This window comes from Actinoplanes sp. NPDC051470 (genome assembly GCF_040682035.1).
GTDB lineage: Bacteria > Actinomycetota > Actinomycetes > Mycobacteriales > Micromonosporaceae > Actinoplanes.
The window spans coordinates 382,803-403,089 of record NZ_JBFBAA010000002.1; the positions used below are offsets into that span (position 1 = coordinate 382,803).

At 72.4% G+C, this 20,287-nt stretch carries 17 protein-coding genes; 11 read left to right on the forward strand and 6 right to left on the reverse strand.

Features of this window, described 5'->3' with window-relative positions; genetic code table 11:
* Positions 1–13: 13 nt before the first annotated feature.
* The 4 genes from AB0M54_RS06905 (at position 14) to AB0M54_RS06920 (ending at position 3,933) form a co-directional block, all read left to right on the forward strand.
* Positions 14–658 carry a response regulator transcription factor gene (locus tag AB0M54_RS06905; RefSeq protein ID WP_364320380.1) on the forward strand — a complete coding sequence of 215 codons (645 nt, stop codon included), beginning with the start codon at positions 14–16 and terminating at the stop codon, positions 656–658.
* A 116-nt stretch (positions 659–774) separates the two neighbouring features.
* Positions 775–1,263, forward strand: coding sequence for a hypothetical protein (locus tag AB0M54_RS06910; protein WP_364320382.1), 489 nt, complete (start codon positions 775–777; stop codon positions 1,261–1,263).
* 20 nt (positions 1,264–1,283) lie between these two features.
* A complete protein-coding gene (locus tag AB0M54_RS06915; protein ID WP_364469626.1) occupies positions 1,284–3,245 on the forward strand; it encodes a sensor histidine kinase in 1,962 nt (653 codons plus the stop codon).
* Positions 3,246–3,333: 88 nt separating this feature from the next.
* Complete coding sequence (locus AB0M54_RS06920) at positions 3,334–3,933, forward strand: sigma-70 family RNA polymerase sigma factor (protein ID WP_364320386.1); 600 nt, start codon at positions 3,334–3,336, stop codon at positions 3,931–3,933.
* Here AB0M54_RS06920 and AB0M54_RS06925 read toward each other — a convergent pair.
* On the reverse strand, positions 3,895–4,788 hold the full coding sequence (locus AB0M54_RS06925) for an alpha/beta hydrolase (RefSeq protein WP_364320388.1): 894 nt from the start codon (positions 4,786–4,788) through the stop codon (positions 3,895–3,897). The genes AB0M54_RS06920 and AB0M54_RS06925 overlap by 39 nt on opposite strands.
* Positions 4,789–5,730, reverse strand: a complete 942-nt coding sequence (locus AB0M54_RS06930; RefSeq protein ID WP_364320390.1) for a nucleoside hydrolase — start codon at positions 5,728–5,730, stop codon at positions 4,789–4,791.
* 90 nt (positions 5,731–5,820) lie between these two features.
* Here AB0M54_RS06930 and AB0M54_RS06935 point away from each other — a divergent pair, with 90 nt between their 5' ends.
* Positions 5,821–6,915 (forward strand): DUF808 family protein, encoded by a 1,095-nt coding sequence (locus AB0M54_RS06935; RefSeq protein ID WP_364469628.1) that lies wholly within the window; start codon positions 5,821–5,823, stop codon positions 6,913–6,915.
* Here AB0M54_RS06935 and AB0M54_RS06940 read toward each other — a convergent pair.
* Together AB0M54_RS06940 and AB0M54_RS06945 are read right to left on the reverse strand one after the other, a co-directional pair.
* Positions 6,912–7,364: a hypothetical protein gene (locus AB0M54_RS06940; RefSeq protein WP_364320394.1), complete on the reverse strand. Its 453-nt coding sequence runs from the start codon at positions 7,362–7,364 to the stop codon at positions 6,912–6,914. The two genes, AB0M54_RS06935 and AB0M54_RS06940, sit on opposite strands and share 4 nt — an antisense overlap.
* Before the next feature lie 89 nt (positions 7,365–7,453).
* Positions 7,454–10,684, reverse strand: coding sequence for a CHAT domain-containing protein (locus AB0M54_RS06945; protein ID WP_364469630.1), 3,231 nt, complete (start codon positions 10,682–10,684; stop codon positions 7,454–7,456).
* 87 nt (positions 10,685–10,771) lie between these two features.
* Here AB0M54_RS06945 and AB0M54_RS06950 point away from each other — a divergent pair, with 87 nt between their 5' ends.
* The 5 genes from AB0M54_RS06950 to AB0M54_RS06970 all read left to right on the forward strand — a co-directional run bounded on the left by AB0M54_RS06950 (position 10,772) and on the right by AB0M54_RS06970 (position 15,178).
* On the forward strand, positions 10,772–11,134 hold the full coding sequence (locus tag AB0M54_RS06950; RefSeq protein WP_364320399.1) for a hypothetical protein: 363 nt from the start codon (positions 10,772–10,774) through the stop codon (positions 11,132–11,134).
* The gene (locus AB0M54_RS06955; protein WP_364469632.1) at positions 11,131–11,961 is read left to right on the forward strand and encodes a hypothetical protein; all 831 of its coding nucleotides are present in this window, start codon (positions 11,131–11,133) and stop codon (positions 11,959–11,961) included. Before AB0M54_RS06950 ends, AB0M54_RS06955 begins: the two co-directional genes overlap by 4 nt.
* 32 nt (positions 11,962–11,993) lie before the next feature.
* Positions 11,994–12,440, forward strand: coding sequence for a GtrA family protein (locus AB0M54_RS06960; protein WP_364320403.1), 447 nt, complete (start codon positions 11,994–11,996; stop codon positions 12,438–12,440).
* Positions 12,441–12,539: 99 nt separating this feature from the next.
* The gene (locus AB0M54_RS06965) at positions 12,540–14,489 is read left to right on the forward strand and encodes a peptidoglycan-binding domain-containing protein (protein ID WP_364469634.1); all 1,950 of its coding nucleotides are present in this window, start codon (positions 12,540–12,542) and stop codon (positions 14,487–14,489) included.
* On the forward strand, positions 14,486–15,178 hold the full coding sequence (locus tag AB0M54_RS06970; protein ID WP_364469635.1) for a hypothetical protein: 693 nt from the start codon (positions 14,486–14,488) through the stop codon (positions 15,176–15,178). Before AB0M54_RS06965 ends, AB0M54_RS06970 begins: the two co-directional genes overlap by 4 nt.
* A gap of 9 nt (positions 15,179–15,187) precedes the next feature.
* Here the strand turns inward: AB0M54_RS06970 and murJ are convergent, their stop codons facing one another.
* A complete protein-coding gene (gene murJ, locus AB0M54_RS06975; protein ID WP_364469637.1) occupies positions 15,188–16,879 on the reverse strand; it encodes a murein biosynthesis integral membrane protein MurJ in 1,692 nt (563 codons plus the stop codon).
* A 166-nt stretch (positions 16,880–17,045) separates the two neighbouring features.
* On the opposite strand from murJ, the gene AB0M54_RS06980 reads away from it, so the two are divergent.
* Positions 17,046–18,080: a peptidoglycan bridge formation glycyltransferase FemA/FemB family protein gene (locus AB0M54_RS06980; RefSeq protein WP_364469639.1), complete on the forward strand. Its 1,035-nt coding sequence runs from the start codon at positions 17,046–17,048 to the stop codon at positions 18,078–18,080.
* A 10-nt stretch (positions 18,081–18,090) separates the two neighbouring features.
* Here AB0M54_RS06980 and AB0M54_RS06985 read toward each other — a convergent pair whose 3' ends face one another.
* On the reverse strand, positions 18,091–20,058 hold the full coding sequence (locus AB0M54_RS06985) for a right-handed parallel beta-helix repeat-containing protein (RefSeq protein ID WP_364469641.1): 1,968 nt from the start codon (positions 20,056–20,058) through the stop codon (positions 18,091–18,093).
* Between the last annotated feature and the right edge of the window lie 229 nt (positions 20,059–20,287).

Here is a 20,287-nt window from a genome sequence, read left to right on the forward strand (position 1 = left end):
GGTGTGGGGTCCGGTGAAGACCGGACAGCGCGTGTTGATCGTGGACGACCATCCGATCGTCCTGCACGGGCTGCGCATGCTGCTCGAGAGTGAGCCCTGGATCGAAGAGATCACCGAGGCCCGCTCGGTCGCCGAGGCCATCAAGGAGGCCGTCACCCGCCGCGTCCATCTGGTGATCATGGATGTCCGGCTGCCGGACGGCGACGGCGTGGAGGCGACCCGGCGGATCGTGCGCGCGCTGCCCGAGGCGGCCGTGCTGGTGATGACCATGGACAACGACGTCGACCTGGTCGCGCGGGCGATGGAGGCCGGGGCGCACGGCTTCGTCCTCAAAGACCTCGATCCGGCCGACTTCCTCAACTCGTTGCGGGCGGTCGCGTCCGGCAGTGTCGTGATCGGACCGCACGCCGGGGTGCGGGTCCGCGCCGGAACCCGCAGCGGGCCGGCCGGGCTGCCGCCGCCGCTCGACTCGCTGACCACCCGCGAGATCGAGATCCTGACGATGCTGGCCGCGTCGGGGACGACGGCGGACATCGGGCGGCGGCTGGGCGTCAGCCAGAAGACCGTACGCAATCAGCTCTCCGCGATCTTCGTGAAGATCGGCGTGCACGACCGCGTCCAGGCGGCCCTGCTGGCGCAGCGGCTGGGCCTCAAGTGATGACAGGAACCCGACTCCGGCCCCGAGCCGGGACATCTGTCCCGGGCGCTCGGGACACTCGGACCGCCACGATGAGCAGCGAACGAAGGACAACCGTCTGAGCCAGAGGAGTGATCGTGGTTACGAACCCCTCAACCGGCGCCGTGGCGCCGGCCTCGACGATCATCACCATCATGTCCGACAACACCAAGGTGCACGCGTACCGCAGCGTGGGCCACATGGTGTCGGCCGAGTCCCGGCTGAAGGACCTGAGCTCATCGCAGAGCATCCTGTTCTTCGACGACCAGGGCTTCGCGCTGAACCTCAAGTTCGGTACCAACGCGCAGCTTCCCGAACTCGTCCGGGTCGGCGCGCCGGACACCGGCGCCGTTCTGGTGCGGCTGCACACCGTCATGGACCGCGCCATCGACCGGATCAACGCGGACCCGGCGCTCGTGCAGAACCCGGCCGCGGTGATCGCCTCGATCGTCGCCCTGCGCCAGCGCACGTTCGGGGAACTCTTCGGCCAGGGCTCGGAACTGGTCGACGAGAGCGACGGCAAGAAGCTCTTCAACGGACCCACCCCGCACGGCAGCTGGCTCCACCGCATCATGTACCACCTCTGATCACAAGCCGAGGAGAGACCATGGTCACGGCCCCCGCGGGTCTGTGGTCGCCGCGGCGGGCCGGCTTCGCCGCCCTGGCGGTCGCCGCATCCGCCCTGATCGTCATCGGGCAACTACTCACGCCGGACGACGCCCCCGGCGGGCCGGTGGCCCTGACCGCCGCCGTCGCCATCTCGTTCTCGGTACTCGGCGGATTCGTCCTGATCAGTGTCCCCGGACACCCGATGGGCCGGCTGATGGTGGCGGCCGGCATCACCGGGTTCGTGGCCGCCATCTCGGTCAGCTGGACCGGGTGGCTGCCGGCGTCCTGGCTGAGCAAGTGGTCGTACTTCCCGGTGTTCGGGCTGATCCTGCTCGCCCTGCTCGTCTTCCCGGACGGGCGGTTGCCGTCCCGCCGGTGGCTCCCGGTCGCCGTGCTGCTGATCGTGATGGTCGTGCTCGGCACCGCCGGGCTGGTGATGATCGCCACCGACCATCCGCGCACCCTGCTCACCGAGGCCGTCGAGCTGACGCCACGGGGGCGGCTGTTCGCCAACCTGCTCAAGGCGTCGGTCCTCATCGGCCTGGCCGGCGCGGTCGGTGTGATCGCCGCGCTCGCCGTCCGTTGGCGCCGGGCCCGGGGCGACACCCGGATGCAGCTGGCGTGCCTGCTGCCGGCCGGCCTGCTGCTGGTCGTCGGGCTCGTCCTGGACACGCTGAGCGTGAACGGCGCCTGGCTGCTCGTGGTGCTCGCGCTGCCGCTCGGCATGTGTGTCGCCGTGCTGCGATACCACCTGTACGAGCTCGACACCATCATCAACCGGCTGACCATCTGGCTGCTGATGACGCTGCTGGTGGTGGCCACCTTCGTCGGGGTCGTGATGCTGCTTCGGGACACCGTGCTCGGTGAGTCCCAGGCCGCGCTGGCGGCGACCGGGCTGGTCGCGGTCGGCATCCATCCGCTCCATCAGCGGGTGCAGCGCGTCGTCAACCAACTGATCTACGGCGAGCGGGATGATCCGTACCAGGTGATCGGCCGGCTCGGCGAGCTGCTCGGCCAGACCGTCGACCCGGGCGCCGTGCTGCCCAAGCTGACCACCACGATCACCCGGTCGTTGCAGGTGCCGTACGTGGCCGTCGAGCTGGAGACGCCGGACGGGCCGATCCTGTACGCGGAGGACGGCCGGCCCACCGCGGCCGTGGAGTCCTTCGACATGGTCGCCCACAACGAGCGGCTCGGCCGGCTCGTCGTCGGCCGCCGCAGCCCCGGCGCCCACTTCTCCCGGCGCGAACGCAAGCTGTTCCAGGACGTGGCGCTGCACGCCGCGGTGGCCGCCGAGGCGACCCGGATGGCCCTCGACCTGCAGAGCTCGCGCGAGCGGCTGGTGCTGGCCCGCGAGGAGGAACGCCGCCGGTTGCGCCGGGAACTGCACGACGGGCTCGGCCCGGCCCTGACCGGGATGTCCATGCAGGTGCACGCCGCCCGCAACCTGCTCGAGAACGCGCCGCCGCGGGTCGCCCCGATACTGACCACGCTGGTGGACGACCTGCACGAGTGCCGATCCGAGCTGCGCCGGCTGGTCGACGAGCTGCGGCCGCCGGTGCTCGACCGCGGCCTGACCGAGTCGCTGCGCGCCGAGTGCCGGCGGTTCGCCGGGCCCGACTTCGCGGTCGACCTCACCACCGACGGCGACCTGGACGAGTTGCCGGCCGCGGTCGAGGTGGCGGTCTACCGGATCGTGGCCGAGGCGCTCACCAACGTCGTCCGGCACGCGGAGGCGCGGAAGTGCCGGGTCACCGTCCGCCGGCTGGACACCGGCCTGCTCCTGGAGATCGTGGACGACGGCATCGGCATCTCCGGCCCGGAGGGCAACGGCAACGGGGTCGGCCTGAGCTCGATGCGGGAACGGACGGCCGAGCTGAGCGGGGAGTACGCGATCGGGCCGGCCGAGCCGCACGGCACGGCGATCACGGTCCGGTTCCCGTTCCGATCGGCGGAGTGAACGGGACACCTGCCCTTATCGGCGGGACACCTGGCCGCCGAATCTCTTGGTACGACCGGTTCCGGGTCGCACTTCCAGGAGGTCTCCGATGACCATCACGGCCGATGTGCGTACGCCCACCCTGACCATCGCCGAGACCAGCGTCACCGCGTTGCTGACCCGCGCCAGTGCCGGCGACCAGGGCGCGTGGCGGACCCTGATCTCCCGCTACGACGTGCTGCTCTGGGCGGTCGCCCGCTCGTTCCGGCTCAGCCACGCGCAGGCGGCCGACATCGTGCAGACGACCTGGATGCTGCTGGTCGAACACAAAGATCGGATCCGCGATCCGGAGCGGCTGCCCGCCTGGCTCAGCCGCACCGCCCGCAACCTGTGCATCGCCGCCGTCCACCGCAACGCGCGCGAGCTGCCGCTGATCGAGGACATGCGCCGGCAGGCGCCGGACGACGACCCCGAACAGCAGGCGGTGCGGGCCGAGCACCGGGCGATGATCCGCCGGGCGCTGGCCCGGTTGCCCGAGCGTGACCGGCGGCTGCTCGAGCTGCTGGTCAACCCGGCGGTCGACTACGCGTACATCAGCAAGGCCATGGACATGCCGATCGGGAGCATCGGTCCGACCCGGCAGCGGGCGCTGCGCCGGCTGCGGGAGGAGCTACGCGCCGGTGACCTCGTCGACGCCGCCCTGCAGTGAACGGGCGGCGATCGCGTCGGCGATCCGGTTCCAGGTGGCTTCGGGCAGGTCGTGGCCCATGCCCGGTATCACCATCAGCTCGGCGCCGGGAATGGCATCGGCCGTGGCTCTGCCACCAGTCACGTCGATCATGCGGTCGGCGTCGCCGTGGATGACCACCGTGGGAACCTCGAGGGCGCGCAGGCCCGCGGTGCGGTCCGGGCTGGCCACGATGGCCGCGAACTGGCGGACCACGCCGGCCGGGTGATGGCCCCGGTCGAACTTCGCGGCGGCGCGGCGGGCCAGTTCGGCCTCGTCGACCTCGAACCCGGGTGAGCCGATGGTGCGGAAGAGGGCGACGTCCGCGGCGATCGCGGCCTCCCGGGTGGCGCCCGGCACCGGCATCAGCTCGGCCGGGTTGCCCAGCGTGCTCTGCCCGACCGACGGGTCGCCGGTGGTCGACATGATCGAGGTCAGGCCGGCCACCAGATCGGGCCGGTCGACGGCGAGCTGCTGGGCGATCATGCCGCCCATCGAGACGCCGACGACGTGGGTGCGGCCCAGCCCCAGGGCCTCGATCAGGCCGGCGGTGTCGGCGGCCATGTCGGCCAGCCGGTAACGCGCGGTCGACAGGTCACCGCCGAACAGCGCGAGCACGTCCGGGTCGCCGAGGTCGTCGAGCCAGGTGGACCGGCCGGTGTCGCGGTTGTCGAACCGGATCACGTGGAACCCGCGCGCCGCGAGGGCGTCACAGAACCCGTCCGGCCAGGCGATGAGCTGCTCGCCCAGCCCCATGACCAGGAGCAGCGGCGGGTCGGCGGGGTCGCCCGTCGTCTCGTACCAGAGATCGATGCCGTTTGTCCGTACCGAAGGCAACTAGCTGTCCTTCCCTAAGGGGCGCACCGCGTCCATCAGCACCCGCCAGAACCGGTCCACGTCGAGACCCACGGCGACCTCGGCGTTGACCGCCAGGTCGGTGCGCCGGTGCAGGTCGACGACGGTCGCGCCACGCGTGTGGGTCCCGGCCAGCTCGACGGCGACCGGCGCCTCGGCGGTCGGCACCAGCGACGGGTCCAGCACGCGGGCGACGGCCACCGGATCGTGCACCGGCGGGTGGTCGAAACCGAAGTTCCGGCGGTACGCGCCCGCGAAGAACGTCATCAGCTCGGCGCAGATCCGGCCCAGCCGGGTGCCCATGCCCTGGAACTCGGCGATGATCTCGGCTGTGGCCAGGGCTTGATGGGTCACGTTGAGCCCGACCATGGTCAGTGGCGCCGGCGAGCGCAGCACGATGTCGGCCGCCTCGGGGTCGGTGACGATGTTGAACTCGCCGTAGGGCGTGGTGTTGCCGCGCTCGGTCGACCCGCCCATGAAGACCACCCGCCGCAGACGATCGACCACTTCGGGATGGGTATGGAGGAGAAGCGCGACGTTGGTCAGCGGCCCGGTGGCGATCAGCGTGACGGGCTCCGGTGACCCGGCGATCAGCCGTCGCATCAGCTCCACCGCGTGCCCGTCGACGGCGTCGGTCACCGGCACGTTGAGGTCGGGCCCGTCGAGCCCGGACTCGCCGTGGATGTCGTCGGCCACGGTGAGCTCGCCGACCAGCGGACGGTCACACCCGGCGGCCAGCGGCACCGCCGATGCGCCGGCCAGGGCCAGGATCCGCTGCGCGTTCCGGGTCGTCTTGTCGAGCGTCTGGTTGCCGGCCACCGTGGTCACGCCGAGCAGCCGGACCCGCGCGTCGCCGGCCGCGAGCAGCAGCGCCAGCGCGTCGTCATGCCCGGGGTCGCAGTCGAGGATCACCGGTCGGCCCATCGCCGCACACTCTAACGGGCGGCGTCTTTCAGGAAGCCTTGCGACAATGGCCGGCACAGACGCTCGCTCAACCCGGAAGAAGGACTGCTCGTGGCCGGTGGACTCGTTGCCCTGCTGGACGATGTGGCGGTGCTCGCCCGGGCCGCCGCCGCTTCCATCGACGACATCGGGGCGGCCGCCGCCAAGGCGGGCACCAAGGCGGCCGGGGTCGTCATCGACGACGCCGCGGTCACCCCGCAGTACGTGCGCAACCTGGCCGCCGAGCGCGAGGTGCCGATCATCCGGCGGATCGCCGTCGGGTCGCTGCGCAACAAGTTCCTCATCATCCTCCCGGCCGTCCTGCTGCTCAGCCAGTTCGTGCCGTGGCTGCTCACCCCGATCCTCATGCTCGGCGGCCTCTACCTGTGCTTCGAGGGCGCCGAGAAGGTGTGGGCCAAGGTCGCCCACCACGACGCGCACGGCCACGGCGACGAGGCCGCGAAGGACGAGAAGACGCTGGTCTCCGGGGCCGTGCGGACCGACCTGATCCTCTCGGCCGAGATCATGGTGATCACCCTGAACGAGGTGGTCGACGAGCCGTTCTGGTCCCGCCTGGCCATCCTGGCCGTGGTCGCGCTGGTGATGACCGTGGTCGTGTACGGCGCGGTGGCCCTGATCGTGAAGATGGACGACGCCGGGCTGCGCCTGGCCCAGCTCCCGGGGGCGATCGCCGGCTTCGGCCGCGGCCTGGTCAAGGCCATGCCGATCGTGCTCACCGCGCTCACCATCATCGGCACCGCCGCGATGCTCTGGGTCGGCGGTCACATCCTGCTGGTCGGCTCCGACGAACTGGGACTGCATTTCCTGTACGGAGCGGTGCACCACGTCGAGGAGGCGGCGCACGACGCCACCGGCCCCCTCGGTGGCCTGGTCGGCTGGCTGGTCAACACCATGTTCAGCGCGATCCTCGGGCTGATCGCCGGCGCGCTGGTGATCGTCGTCGTGACCTCCATCGCGAGCCGCCGCAAGAAGAGCGCTGAGCCGGAGAAAAGCGCTGAGCCGGAGAAAAGCGCTGAGCCGGAGAAAAGCGCTGAGCCGGAGAAAAGCGCTGAGCCGGAGAAAAGCGCTGAGCCGGAGAGAAGCGCTGAGCCGGACAAAGCCGCCGAGCCGGAGACGAGCGCCGCGCCGGGGAAGACCGAGGCCTAACCGGCGAGCCCGTCCTTGACCTGCTCGCGGATGTCGCTCGCGGCGGCCTTGTCGACCGTGATGTAGGTGATGTCGGGGAACTGGGCGCGGCCCTCGTTGAGCGCGGCGATCGGGGCCGCGCCGACCGCGATGATCGTGCCGCACCGCTGGGTGCCGAGCGAGTTGAAGAAACCCAGCCCGTTCGCCGCCGTCTGTGGCCCGCTGATCGACAGATACTGCACCTTGATCAGCTCCCGGTCGGAGACCTCGCGCATCGCCGACCAGGCGGCCTGGGCCGGCGCCCCGGCCAGGCCCTGGTCGTCGGTCAGCAGGCAGGCCGTGGTGGCCTGGTAGTGCCGCTCGCGCGCGGGCGCGTCGTCGTCGCCGGGCCACCAGATGATCAGGGCCAGCGCGCAGACGAGGAGCACGGCCGCGACGACCAGGGTCTCGCGGCGCCGGAGGAGGGCCACGGCGGAATCCTCGCACGCCCCGGGCGGGCCGTGGGGCGCCGGACGACATCGATATATCCACGATGGACCCGGAGGCGGCCGGACAGGCCTCAGGCTCCCAGGTGGATGAAGGGCGCCCAGCGGCCCGGCTGGTACGGATCGGCGCGGCGCAGCTCGAGGGTCATCGCGTGCAGGGCCCGGGCCGGCTCCGGATGCCGGTAGAGCTGATCGGTGACGTCGACCGCGGTGTCGTCGCCGATCGCCCACAGCGTCGAGATCACGTGCCGGTAGCCGGCCACCTGGAGCGCGGCGGCGAGGTGGCCCGCCTCGTCCGGCCGGTCGGTGTCGCCCCGCGCGGTGTGGCAGGCGGTCAGCACGGCCAGGTCGGCGTCGCGCAGGTCGAGCCCGGCCAGGTCGGTGATGGTCAGCGGCGCGTCGGCCAGGAAGAGCGCGGCCCGCTCGCCGTGGCAGGCCAGGTGCACCCGGGTGTGTTCGGTCAAGAGCTCGATCACGCGGGTACGGGTGGCAGCCGCGCCGATCACCACGGTGGCGTCCGGGAACCGCGCCCGCAGCAGTTCCGCCTCACGGGCCGCGGACGGCAGGCCGGGCAGCCCGGTGACGTAGAGCGGCTTCTCGGGCACGGCCACCACGAGCGGCCGCGGCGCGGTGGAAGGACGAGCCCGGCGGGCGTGCCGCAGCGCCCGCAGGGTCGGGGTGGTCGAGGACACCACCCGGTCGAGCACGCTGCGGCCGGCCGGGGCGTCGTCCGGGTCGTGGTAGCCGGCCGCGTGCATCGGCGCCAGCGCCAGCGGCCCGGTCGGGCACCACCACAGCCGTGCGCCGGCCGGGATCGGCGCCGCCTCGAACACCGGCGCCGCGACCACGTCCCACAGCCATTCCAGGTACGCCAGAAGCGCCTGCTCGCGCGGACCGGCCGAGGCGCCGCCGACCCCGGCGCCGGCCGACGCCTCCAGATAACGGCGGGTGCGCGTGTCCGCCTCGTCGGCGGTCAGATCCGGCAACGGCACCACCCGCACGCCGGCCGGGGTCAGCACGAGCGCGTCGCAGCGATAGCGGCTGACGTTGACCAGCACCACCGGACCCTCGGCGGTCACCTCCACCAGGTCGGCGAACGCGGTGGCCGGGGTGGGATCGGCCCGCGCGTCGAGCACCTGCCCCCACCACAGGGACCGGCCGTGGTCGAGCATCTCGACCGCCCGCTCGACGGCGCCGGCCGCCACGGCCGCCGCGGCGGCGTCACAGGCGACGTCCCACCAGCGGGAGATCAGCCGGTCGCGGTCGCCCGCGGGCAGGCCGCCCGACACGATCACCGACAGGTGCGCGATCGCCTGGGCGTACGTCTCGGCGGCCCGCGACCAGTCACCGGAACCGTGGGCGGCCTGCTGGGCGTGCAACCGGCCGAGCAGCACCAGCGCGTCCATCCGCTCGAAGGCCGGCTCCGGCAGCCGGCCGTCGAGCGCGGCCACGGCCTCGTCGAACCGGCCCAGACCGGCCAGCGCGTCGGCCAGGCCCAGCCGGGCCGACCCCTGCACGGCCGACCGTGCCGAGGTGGCCGCGACCACCGAGCGGAACAGGTCGACGGCCTCGGCGAGGTCGCCGCGGTCGGCCCGGGCCAGCCCCAGGTTCACCTTCGACCACGGGTCACCGGGCTCGGCGGCCGCGCTCAGCAGGGTGATGGCGCGGTCGAGGTCGGCCGGGTCGTTCCCCCGGTGGAACCTGGTGCGCAGGCGGTTGCCCAGGTTCGCGTTCGCGTGGCGCCGGGCGTCGGGGGTGCGTGCGGCGGAGAGGACGTTCGTTCCGATGTCGATCGACTCGTCCAGGTCGGCCCGGCGTCCGGTGTGCTGGAACCGGTAGGCCAGCGTCGTGCCCAGGGTGCTGAGGTACTCGCCCCGCCGCACGTCTTCCGGCCGCACCGACTCGACCGCCCGCCGGGCGAGCGCGATGGCCTCGTCCAGGTCGGCGCTGTCCCGGTCGCGCAGGAATCGGTTGGCCAGGGCGGCGGCCAGGTTCACCGCGTCGCCCGCGAGGTGATCCGGGTCGAACGCCGGGCGGGCCATCGCCCCGCGGAGCAGCTCGACGGCCTCGTCCAGGTCCTCGGACCGCCCGTGCTCCTCGAAGCGGCGCATCAGGGCCGGGCCGAGCACCGTGCCGACCATCCATCGGTCGTCCGCCGGCAGCCCGGCCAGCAACGTGCGTCCGTACGCACAGGCCTGATCGAGCCGGCCGGGATCGCCGGTCTTCTCGTACGCCTCCAGGTGCTCCCGCATGACGCCGGTGTGCCGGAGGACCTCGCCCGGGTCGTCGCCGGCCAGCTCGGGCGGACCCTGCGGCGCGTCGGCGGAGGTGCCGACGAACTTCAGCCCCGGTGGGACCGCGGGCTGGGGGCCGCGCAGGGCCTCGACCTCGGTCAGGGCGTTGCGTGCGGCGTCCCGGGTCGCCGGGTTCCGGGTCCGGTCGGCCACCATCCGGAGGTAGTGCGCCGCGCCGTCCAGATCGGCCCGCTGGCCCAGCATCCGGTAGCGGTCCCGGTGGACCAGGCCGAGGTTGTACAGCGTGGCCTCGTGCGCGGGGTGTCCGGCCGGGCTGTGGTCGAGTGCCTGCCGGGCGCTGTCCCGCAGGGCGTCGAGGGCGTCCAGGGTCTGCTCGCTGTCGTACCGCAGCCGGCGCACATCGGTGCGCAGCATGAGGAACGACATCATGTTCGGGTCGCCCGGCGGACAGAGGCGGACGGCCCGGTCGATCTGCTCGGCCGCCTCGTCGAGCAGCGTCAGGTCGCCCGTGGTGACCATCAGCTGGATGAGGGACGAGCCCCGCACGGCGGCCAGCGCCGCCCGATCGGGGTGGTCGGCCGGGAGCATGGGCACGCCGAGGCGGATGGCCGTCGCCACGGCGGCGTGCAGATCGGGGGCGCCGAGCTCGGAGGCGACATCGTGCATCTCCTGGGCGGCGACCAGAGCCAGCTCGACCGACCGCTGGTCCCCGGTGCGGCGGCCGAGCTCCAGGGACGCGTAGGCGAAGGCGAACAGCAGGTCGGTAACCAGGTCGGGACGCTGCGTCCGGGCGATCGTCAGCAGGTCGCCGCGCATCTGGACGCACTCGGCCAGGTCGCCCGGACGGCCGGTCGACTCGAACCGTCGCCCTCGGATGTCGGCGTTCACGATCAGCGCCTCGAAGCGCTCCGGGGTGCCCGGGGCACTGGCTCGCACCGCCTGGTCACCCGCCCGCAAGGCCGGCTCGATGTCGGCGACCCGGTGGTTCCGGTCGACCCGGGCGAGCCATTCACGTGCCTCGCGCAGCGCCGCGGCCGCCTGACTCCCCACGGCCGCCTCCCCGGTGATCGCCCGCGCACCCACAGTAGAGCATCCGTCGATACGATCGTGGTCCCCTGATCCGAGGAGGCCGTACCGGTGGAATCCGAGGCCGACGTCCTGGCCGCCTGGTGCACGCTGCTGCCCGCCCTGCGCGACCGGGCCCGGCAGGAGGGTGTGCTGGACCGGCTGAACCGTGACGTCGAACGGGTCAGCGGCGGTGGATCCGCCCGGCCGGCGCTGCGCAAGTGGCAGCCCGAGGAGTACGGCGAGGAGCAGCGCACCTGGTCGGACCGGCCCACGGTCGGCATGGCGCGGCTGCCCGGGTGGGGTGGCGGCGCCGGCCTCGGCGTGGGCGCCTACGTCTGTCCCCAGGACCGGTGCAACCGGCGGTCCACCCGCGACGACGACGGCCACCCGCCGCTCTGCGCGGCGTTCGGCACGCCGATGCGGCCGGCATGATCGGCGTCCTGACCGAGGTCGGCAAGCGGGTCAGCGGCCGCTGGGTGACCGCGGTGCTGCTGCCCGGCCTGGTGTTCGTCGCGGTCGTGACGGTCGCCCTGGTGCTCCGGCACGGCCAGGCGCTCGACCACGGCCGGCTGGTCGGGTGGGCCGGGCGGACCGGTCGCGGCCTGATCAAGGACCCGGCCCGCCTGGTGCTCGTCGTGGTGCTGGTCGTCGCCGCGGCCGGGGTGACCGGGACGACGGCGGCCGGGCTGGGCCGGTTGATCCAGCGCTGGTTCATGCGGGGCTGGTTCCTGACCGGCGACCGCCTGGTGCGCTCACGCTTCTCGCGGCGGTCCCGGGCCCTCGCCGCCGCCCGACGCGCCGGGCAGCCCGCCGTCCCGGCCTACCTGCCGCAGCGGCCGACCTGGCTCGGCGAGCGGGTGCGCCTGGTCGAGGCCCGGGTCCGCGCCCAGTACCATCTCACCGCGTCGCTGCTCTGGCCGCGGCTGTGGCTGCTGCTGACCGAGGACGCCCGCCGCCCGATCGCCGACGCCCGCACGCGCTACACCGAGGCGGTCACGCTGATCGGCTGGGGCGCCCTCTACCTGCTGCCCGGGGTGCTCTGGTGGCCCGCGCTGATCATCGCCGGCTGCGTGCTGCTGACCGCCTGGCGCCGGGCCCGCGAGTCGCTGGCCGAGTGGACCGAGCTCGTCGAGGCCGCCATCGACCTGCGGCTGCGCGACCTCGCCGAGGCCCTCGGCCAGCCGATCAGCGGCCCCGCGATCACCGCCGCCGAGGGCCGCGCCCTGGACGACCGGCTGGGTAAGGCCGGCTCAGCCTGACGCCAGGCGATCATTGGCTAGTGTTGCGTCCCGTGCGCCGGCTTCAGAAGCTCGCCCGTCACTCGCTGACGAGATTCCTGGCCCTCGCGGCTCTCGGGTTCGGCGTCGATCTGACGCTGCTCGCGATTCTGCACCGGTTCACCCCCCTGCCGGCGGCCGCCGTGGTCAGCATCGCGTTCTGGCTGACGTACGCGCTGAATTTCGCCTTGAACCGGCATTTCGCCTTTCACGCCGACCGCGGGCCGATCGGGCGTCAGCTGATCCGGTTCCTGCCTCAGGTGCTGCTGGACTTCGTGCTGACGCTGGGCGCGGTCCTCGCGTTCCAGGCGCTCGGGCTGGCGCTGCCGGTGGCCCGCGTCCTCGCCGCCGGCACCACGCTCGCCCTCAACTACGCGCTGTACCGATGGTGGACCTTCCGGTCGGCCCCCAGCCCGGTCACCGCCCGGCCGGAGCCGGAGCCGGTGCCGACCTACCGCTGATCTGCTCGAAAGGCCGCCCGAACGCCCTTGGCCGCGGCCGCGCCACGGTCGATGCTCGGGTCAGCCACCTGAACCGGCGGGACTGATCGGAGCCGTGCCGTGCCTGAAGCCTCGGACGAGCGGACCCGACCTGTTCCGCGTCCGCTGAACGTGCGCGAGCCTGACCCGGACACCGCCGGGCCGATCATGACGCCCGGCGTGGGCAACGCGGCCCTGGCGCGGATGATCCAACGGTCGCCGTCGGGCCCGGCCGCCCTGCCTGACCTGGCGATGTTCGGTGGAAATGCCCAGATCGCGCGGCTCGTCGAGGGCGACAGCGAGCCACCGGCCCCGGGTGGCGGGGGAGCGGCGCCGGCGCCGGCGGGTCTCGGCGGGGGCGCCCACGGTGAGGAGGTCCGCGACGCGCAGCTGAAGCTCAGCCGCGTGCAGGCCTCGGCGCAGCCACTGACCGAGGACGGCCGCTACGGCCCGCTGACCGAGGCGGCGGTGCGGACCTTCCAGACCAGCCAGGGCATCGCCCCGGTGACCGGCGTCCTGGACCCGGGCACCAAGGCCCGCCTCGACGCGGCCTTCGCGGCCCTGCCGCCACCGGCCCGGACCGTGCTCTCGCTCGGCGCCACCGGCCCCGACGTCGGCTTCGCCCAGCAGAAGCTCAACGCCCTCGGCGCCTCGCCCCGGCTGGCCATCAACGCGGTCTACGACGGCGCCATGTGGGTCGCCGTGATCAAGTACGAGTTCGGCACGCTGAACCGCTTCCCGACGGGGGTGGTCGACGCGGCCATGTGGGCGGCCCTGGACGCCGGGGTGCGGGGCGGGTTCATCGCGCCGGAGGGCCAGTCCGCCACCCCGGTCGAGCAGAAGACGAACAGCGGCACCGCCGACTCGCTCGGCACCCAGGTCGCCGGCACCTCGCTGCACCCGGTCACCGGCGTCGGCGGGCTGACCCAGGGCCCGGCCGTCAAGGAACTCCAGCAGAAGCTGAACACGGCCGGCGCCGCGCCCGCGCTGAAGGTCGACGGATCGTTCGGGCCGCTCACCCGGACCGCGTTGCAGGCCTTCCAGACCTCCCGGGTGCCGCCGCTGCCCGGCACCGGCACCGCCGACAAGGCCACCTGGGACGCGCTCGACACGGTGGCGCCCGGATCGATGACCGGCGCCGTCGAGCGGCAGTGGACCGAGGAGGTCGGCGGACACACGTACAGCATGGTCGGGGCCAGCGCGTCGCGGTACTCGTGGGAGATCCTGCCGACCAAGATGCAGGTCACCGTCAAGGTCAACTTTGTCGGGCTGCCCGCGCCCGGGTCGTGGTTCGGCTTCGTCGAGGCGGTGTGGAACCAGTACATGGGCGTCGACAGCGTGTCCGGCAAGAAGATGCCGGTCGACTTCCGGATGACCCGCGGCTCCGGCGGCGATGCGATGACGGTGCAGGTCAAGCCGGGTACGGGACGCGCCAACGCCGGGGAGTGGTTCGTGGCCGACGCCAACGCGGCCTCGACCATCCCGCACGAGTTCGGCCACCTGATCGGCCTCCAGGACGAGTACCAGCTGCACCCCGGCGACTACGTGCGGGTCACCGGGCACGAGCCACCGGTCGGCGACACGGCCGGCGCCGGCCTGGTCGCCGCGACCGTCGCCGCCAACCTCCGGGCCGCGATCATGGCCCGCAGCTCGGCCAACGCGCTCGCCGCCAGCAACACGGCCGGGGTCACCGGCGGCGCGTTCGCCCAGCAGGTGGTCGAGGAATACCGGAAGCTGGGCCCGGGAACCGTTCCGGCGGTGGCCGCGGTACCCGGCCCGCCGCCCGTGCCGGCCCAGCCGGCGGTGGCGCTCACCGGCGAGCTGCTGCACGACCTCGACGTCGCGCTGCCCAACGACAGCGACCGGTACGAGACGATCCAGACGTTCAGCTACTCCAGCGGATCCATCATGGGTGACCCCGGCCGGGTGAACGACCCGCACGACCACGGCACCCAACCACGTCACATCGCCGAGTTCATGGCTATCCTCGGCCGGGCACTGGGCGGCACCTGGGAGGCGAAGCGCCGATGATCCTGCGTCTCGTGATCGCGGACGGCAGCCAGTCACCGGCCGTCGCCGAGAGCGTCGAGGTCGGCGACGACGGCGCGCTGTCCGGCTGGCGCAGCGTCAGCGACGGCGGGGCGGGCTGGTTCGCCGGCCGGCTGCCGGAGGCCGAGCTGGCGTCGGTCCGAGCGGCGGTCGAGGCCGTCGGCCCGGTCGCCCCCGAGGTTCCGGCGCGGCCGGACTCGGCCCAGGAGGTGCTCGAGCTGGACGCGACCGGCCCGGTCTCGATCGCGGGGATTTCCGACGGTACGGACGGCTGGCCGCGCCTCGCCGCCACCGCTCGAGGGTTGCTCGACCGGCTGACCGACTTTCCGCGCGCCGCGGTGGCGGTGTCCCACCCCGCGCCCGGGGTCGCCCGGCTGATCCAGCGGGGCGCCGACCCGGTGCGTCTCGACCTGAGCGCCATCGCGGTGCGGGCGGTGGCGTGGCGCGGCTACTACGAGCCGGCCGGCGACTGGTCCGAGGTGGTCGCCGGGCCGGGCGAGGTCGAGGCCGGGCCGGGGTGGACCTACGACCTGGCTCTCGGCCTGGAGTCCGCCGCCGCACCGGCCGACGGCGAGGTGGTCGTGCACCTCACCGCCGACTTCGCCATCCTGAACGGCACGACCCGGATCCCGGTCCGCGCCCGGCACACCCCGGCGATCCCGCCGCCGTAACCCACGCCCTCAGCGGCCGAGCCGGCGACGGACCATCGCCAGCAGGGCGGTGATCTCGTTGACCCGGAGCGCCCGGGCGAGGGCCAGGTAGGTCACCAGGATCACCACGCCGCCGACCGCGAGCTGGAGGAGGGCCGCCCCCAACGACGGCTGCGGACCGCCGGGCAGCAGCCGCAGGACGAGCCAGCCCAGGCCGGCGGCGACGACCGCGGCCCCGGCGATCCTCAGCCCGGCCGCGGCGGTGGCGCGCAGGCCGAGCCGTCCGACCCGGCGCCGGAGCAGGGTCAGCGAGATGGCGTCGCCCACGAAGTAGGACAGCGCGGTGCCCAGCATCAGCCACATCGCCGTCCGAGAATCGTCGAGCATGGCCACGAAGGCGATCTGCATGCCCACCCGGGCCGCGACGGCGACCACGTTGATCAGCGCCACGGTCCGGTTGCCGCGCAGCGCGTAGAAGGAGAAGTTGGCCAGGTAGCCGAGCGACAGCGGCAGGACGGCCAGCGCGCCCACGGCGAGCACCCGGGCGGTGGCCTCGGCCTCGTCGGCGCTGAAGGCGCCCCACCGGAACAGCACCACCGAGAGGGGGACGGCCAGCACGGCGTAGACGACGACGACCGGGGCCTCCGCGGCTATCACGGTACGCATGCCGCGGGCGACGTCGCCGCCCAGATCGCGGAGCCGGCCGTCGGCGGCGGCGGCGCTCATCCGCGGCAGCAGCGCGGTCATCACGGACACCCCGATGACGCCGTGCGCCATCATGACCAGCAGGAACACGTTGTTGTAGATCAGCAGGCCGGCGCCGGCGCCGGCGTCGGTCGTGTTGAGCAGCTTCACGACGGCGAAGACCGCGACCTGGTTGGCCGCGACGAACAGCAGCATCCAGCCGCCGAGCTGGGCCAGCTCACCCAGGCCCAGCGACCGTGGCTGCCAGCGGAACCGCCACCGGAAACCGACCTTGCGCAGCGCCGGCAGCAGCGCGACGGTCTGGGCGGCCATGCCGATCAGGGTGCCGCCGCCGATCACCAGGATCTGAGCGGGGGTCATCCGTGTCGTGTCGACCCGGCCGGTGAGGAGGCCGATGAAGACGCCGCAGGCCGCGATCACCGTGAGGTTGTTGATGATCGGCACCCACATCGGCGCCGCGAACTGGCCGCGGACGTTCAGCACCGCCCCGATGATCACCGACATGCCGGTGAAGAAGAGCATCGGGAGCATCAGGTACGACAGCACGGTGACCAGGTCTTGATAGCTCTCCGGCCGGGAGCCGGCGTACACCGCGGTGAGCAGGGGAGCGGCGAGCACCGCGAGGGCCGCGGCCGCCGCGAGGATCACCGCCGCGAAGGTCAGCAGGCCCTGGGAGTACGCCTCGCCGCCGTCCGGTTCGTTCTTACGCCGGCGTACCAGCATCGGCACCAGCACGCTCGTCCCGACCGCACCGAGCACGAGCTCGTAGATCTGGCCGGGCAACACCTGGGCCGTCGTGTACGCGTCGCCCAGCCCGCCGACGGTGCCGCCCAGGGCGGCGCCGATCATGACCGTCCGGGCAAATCCGGTGATCCGGCTGACCAGACTGCCCGCGGCCATGGCGAGGCTGTTCGAGGCGGTGGTGCGTTCCGCCGTCGCCGCAGCCGGCTCGATGACCGGGATCTCCACGGTGTCGTCGGTCGGTGAGGCGCCCTCGGCGGGGGTTGGGCGATACATCGGGACTCCCGTCGAGCATGTCGGGGTGAACCGGGCCACCGTAGTTGATCGCCGCCACGACGATGGTTCCGGGTGCGGTGCGCAAACACGACAAGTTACGTCTGGATCAGATCTAGTACCGTGCTATGGGCCTCTTGCCCGTCGTCTGGAAAGGCTCCGCACCCTGATGCCCGGACCCTCGTACGCCGAATGGCAGGTGGAGTTGCCGGACGACTCCTGGGATCGTGACCTGTTCGCGCAGGACGGCCAATTCCTGCAGAGCACCCACTGGGGGGCCTTCAAGAAGGCGCTCGGTCACGAGGTCTTCTTCGGCCGGGGGGACGGCTGGCAGGGCCTGGCCATCCTCGAGCGGACGAACCGGACCACCCGGCTGTACTGCCCGTACGGTCCCACGGCCGTGGACGAGGAGAGCTATGTGGCCGCGGTGCACGCGCTCCAGGCCCTGGGCCGCGAGCAGGGCGCCTCGTTCGTCCGGGTGGAACCGTACGTCCCGCTGCGGACCGAGGACCTCGAACGGCTCGGACACCGGCCGGCGATCCGGGAGATCGTGCCCTCGCTGCTCTGGGTCCAGGACCTGAGCAAGTCACGGGACGAGCTGATCGCCGAGTTCTCCAAGAACAACCGGCAGCGATACCGCAACGCGCACAAGAAAGGCATCCGGATCGTCGGCGGCCGGAACATCGCCGACGTGCCGATCCTGCTGCGGATGCTGCAGGAGGTCGCGGAACACAACAAGATCGTGCAGCACCCGAACCATTACTTCGTGCAGATGGCGCGCACCCTGACCGAGCGCAACGCGGCGACCCTCTACACCGCCTGGCACGAGAACGATCCGGTGTCCGCGGCCATCGTCTTCGACAGCCCGACGACTCGGCACGTCGCGCACTCCGGCAGCCTGCACAAGGCCCGGCATCTGCACCCCGGCGCGATCATGCGGGCCACGATGATCCTCGACGCCAAGGAACAGGGCCAGCGGACCTTCGACTCCCTCGGTGTGGCGCCGCCCGACCAGCCCGACCACGAGTGGGCGGGCCTCACCGAGTTCAAGAAATCGTTCGGCGGCCAGTACAAGCAACTGCTCGGCACCTGGGAGGTGCCGTGCAGCAACTGGTACCCGCTGTACCGGTCCGCCTACTCGGCCTACACGGGCGCCCAGACCGTCAAGGCGTCCATCACCGAGAAGATGCACAAGCGGAAGTGACCGCCGGCGGTCACCAGACCCGCACCCGGCCGGTGCCGGAGGCGAGCGCGGCGATCGGGCCCGCGGCGGCCGTCTCGCCGGCGGCGCGCCGGGCGCCGGTCAGGTCGACGTCGATGACCGCGGGGCGGCCGTCCGGCTCCTCGAAGTCGGCGTCGGCGAAGCGCACCCGGGGCAGGTCCCGGCCGCCGACCACGCCGACGCGGGCGTCGTCGAAGGCGGCCGGCAGGGTCGTCTCCAGGTAGACCTCGTCGCCGTCGTCCACCACCGACACGGTCGCGTCGCCGATCACGTGGCCGCCGGTCTCGCCGGCGAACGGGGTCGCGCCGGCGGCGTACACGTTGTCGCGGGCGTAGACCGCCTGGAGCACCGGGATGAACTTCTGGTGGTCGCCGGGCGGCTGGGCGTCGAGGCGGGCGCGGTACTCCTCGAACGACGCCGGGTGCTCGTCGTAGCCGGACAGCCCGTACCCGGGGGTGGCCACGGGCTGGGCGCCGGCGCCGTACGCGGCGCCGACATCTCCGCCGAGGAAGACGTTGCCGATGAAGCGGTCGTCGCCGCCGCGGATCACCGCGTAGCCGGAGACCTGGGTGGTGTGCGGCCGGTGGTAGGGGGTGGCCCGGTCCATCACCGGCTCGGCGAGCAGCGTGCCGGCGAACAGGTTGCCGACGAACGCGCCGCCCTGGCTGAACGACTCGAACGATGCCCGCGACCCGAGCAGGTTGTGGTCGACCAGGTAGGGACCATGGCTGACCTCGACGAACAGGTCGCGGTTGTTGCGGTAGAAGACGTTGCGGGTGATGCGCGTGCCCTGGGTCTGCCAGTCCAGCCAGGCGCCCAGCGAGCAGTCGTGGATGCGGTTGTGCCGGATCACCACGTCGATCGCCGCATGCAGCTTGATGCCGCCGATCTCGTACCCGTAGAACTCTCTTTTGATCGCGATGTGGTGGATGTGGTTGTCCTCGATGGTGGAGAAGACGCACCCGAGGTGGCCCACGATGCCGTTCTGGCCGCAGTCGTAGATGTGATTGCGGCGGATGACGTGCGAGCCGATGTGCTCGCGGTCCCAGCCGATCTGCCGGGCGGCGAACACCGACTCGAGCTGGTACTGGTAGCCGGGCTTGTCGCCGCGCTCGCTGGCGAAGTTGTGCCCGGTCGACGCCTCCTTGCCGATCGAGATCGCCGAACACTTCGCGTCGTGGATGACGTTGTCCTCGATGATCCAGCCCTTGGCCCAGTTCGGCCCGATCAGGCCCGGCTGGTCGGCGGTCGGCGGGGTCCAGGGCGAGGCGGCCTGGGCCAGCTCGAAGCCGCGCACGGTGATGTAGTCGAGGTGCGGAACCAAGGGAGAGAAGACCGATCGGCGTACGTTGATCTCGGTCAGCTCGGCGTTCGGGTCGGCGCCCTGGAAGTTGGCCCAGATGGTGGTCGTGTCGGCGCCCACCTCGGCGTACCAGACGAGTTTGGTCTGCTCGGGGTCGCGAACCTGGTCGGGCAGGTCGGTCCAGTGGTCGGTCACCTCGGTGCGCAGCGGCGGATCGTCCAGCTCGGCGCGGGCGGCGACCTCGAAGAAGCTGCGGCCGTTCAGGTAGATGTCGCCGAGGTGCTTGTGCGGCGCGCCCTCGGGGTAGACGACCCAGTCGCCGGCGACCTCCTCGGCGTACGGGTTGAAGTCGCCGAAGAGCGAGTTCGGCACCTCCGCGCGCCAGACCGTGCCGGCCTCCGCCACCCAGCCGGTGACCCGCTCCGACCCCTTGATCACGACGTGCTCGCCGTCGGCCGCCGTGTAGGTGATCCGGCGGTTGTCACTCAGCCCGCCGTGCCGCGGCGTCACCCATTCCCGATACTCCCCGGAATGTACGACGACGGTGTCGCCCGGACGGGCCGCGTCGGCCGCCTTGTTGATCGAGCGGAACGGCCGTTCCGCCGAGCCCTCGGCGTCGTCGGATCCGTTGGTGGCAACGTGAAACACGATGGTCATGTCGGCAACGTAATCGTCCGAAACATTCGGTGTCAACGTCCGAAACTTCCGGACAATTGCCGGTGGGCCTCGGCCAGTGACTCCTGGTGCTGGGGAGCCGCCATCCTCGGCGATCGGCAGGGCTGTAGGCAACTCTTGCCGATGTGAGCGCACCGTCCGCGGAACACGATGGAACCGACACACGACCCCATCGAGTGGTCGCCGCGGCCTGCCCCGGCCCGGCCGCGGA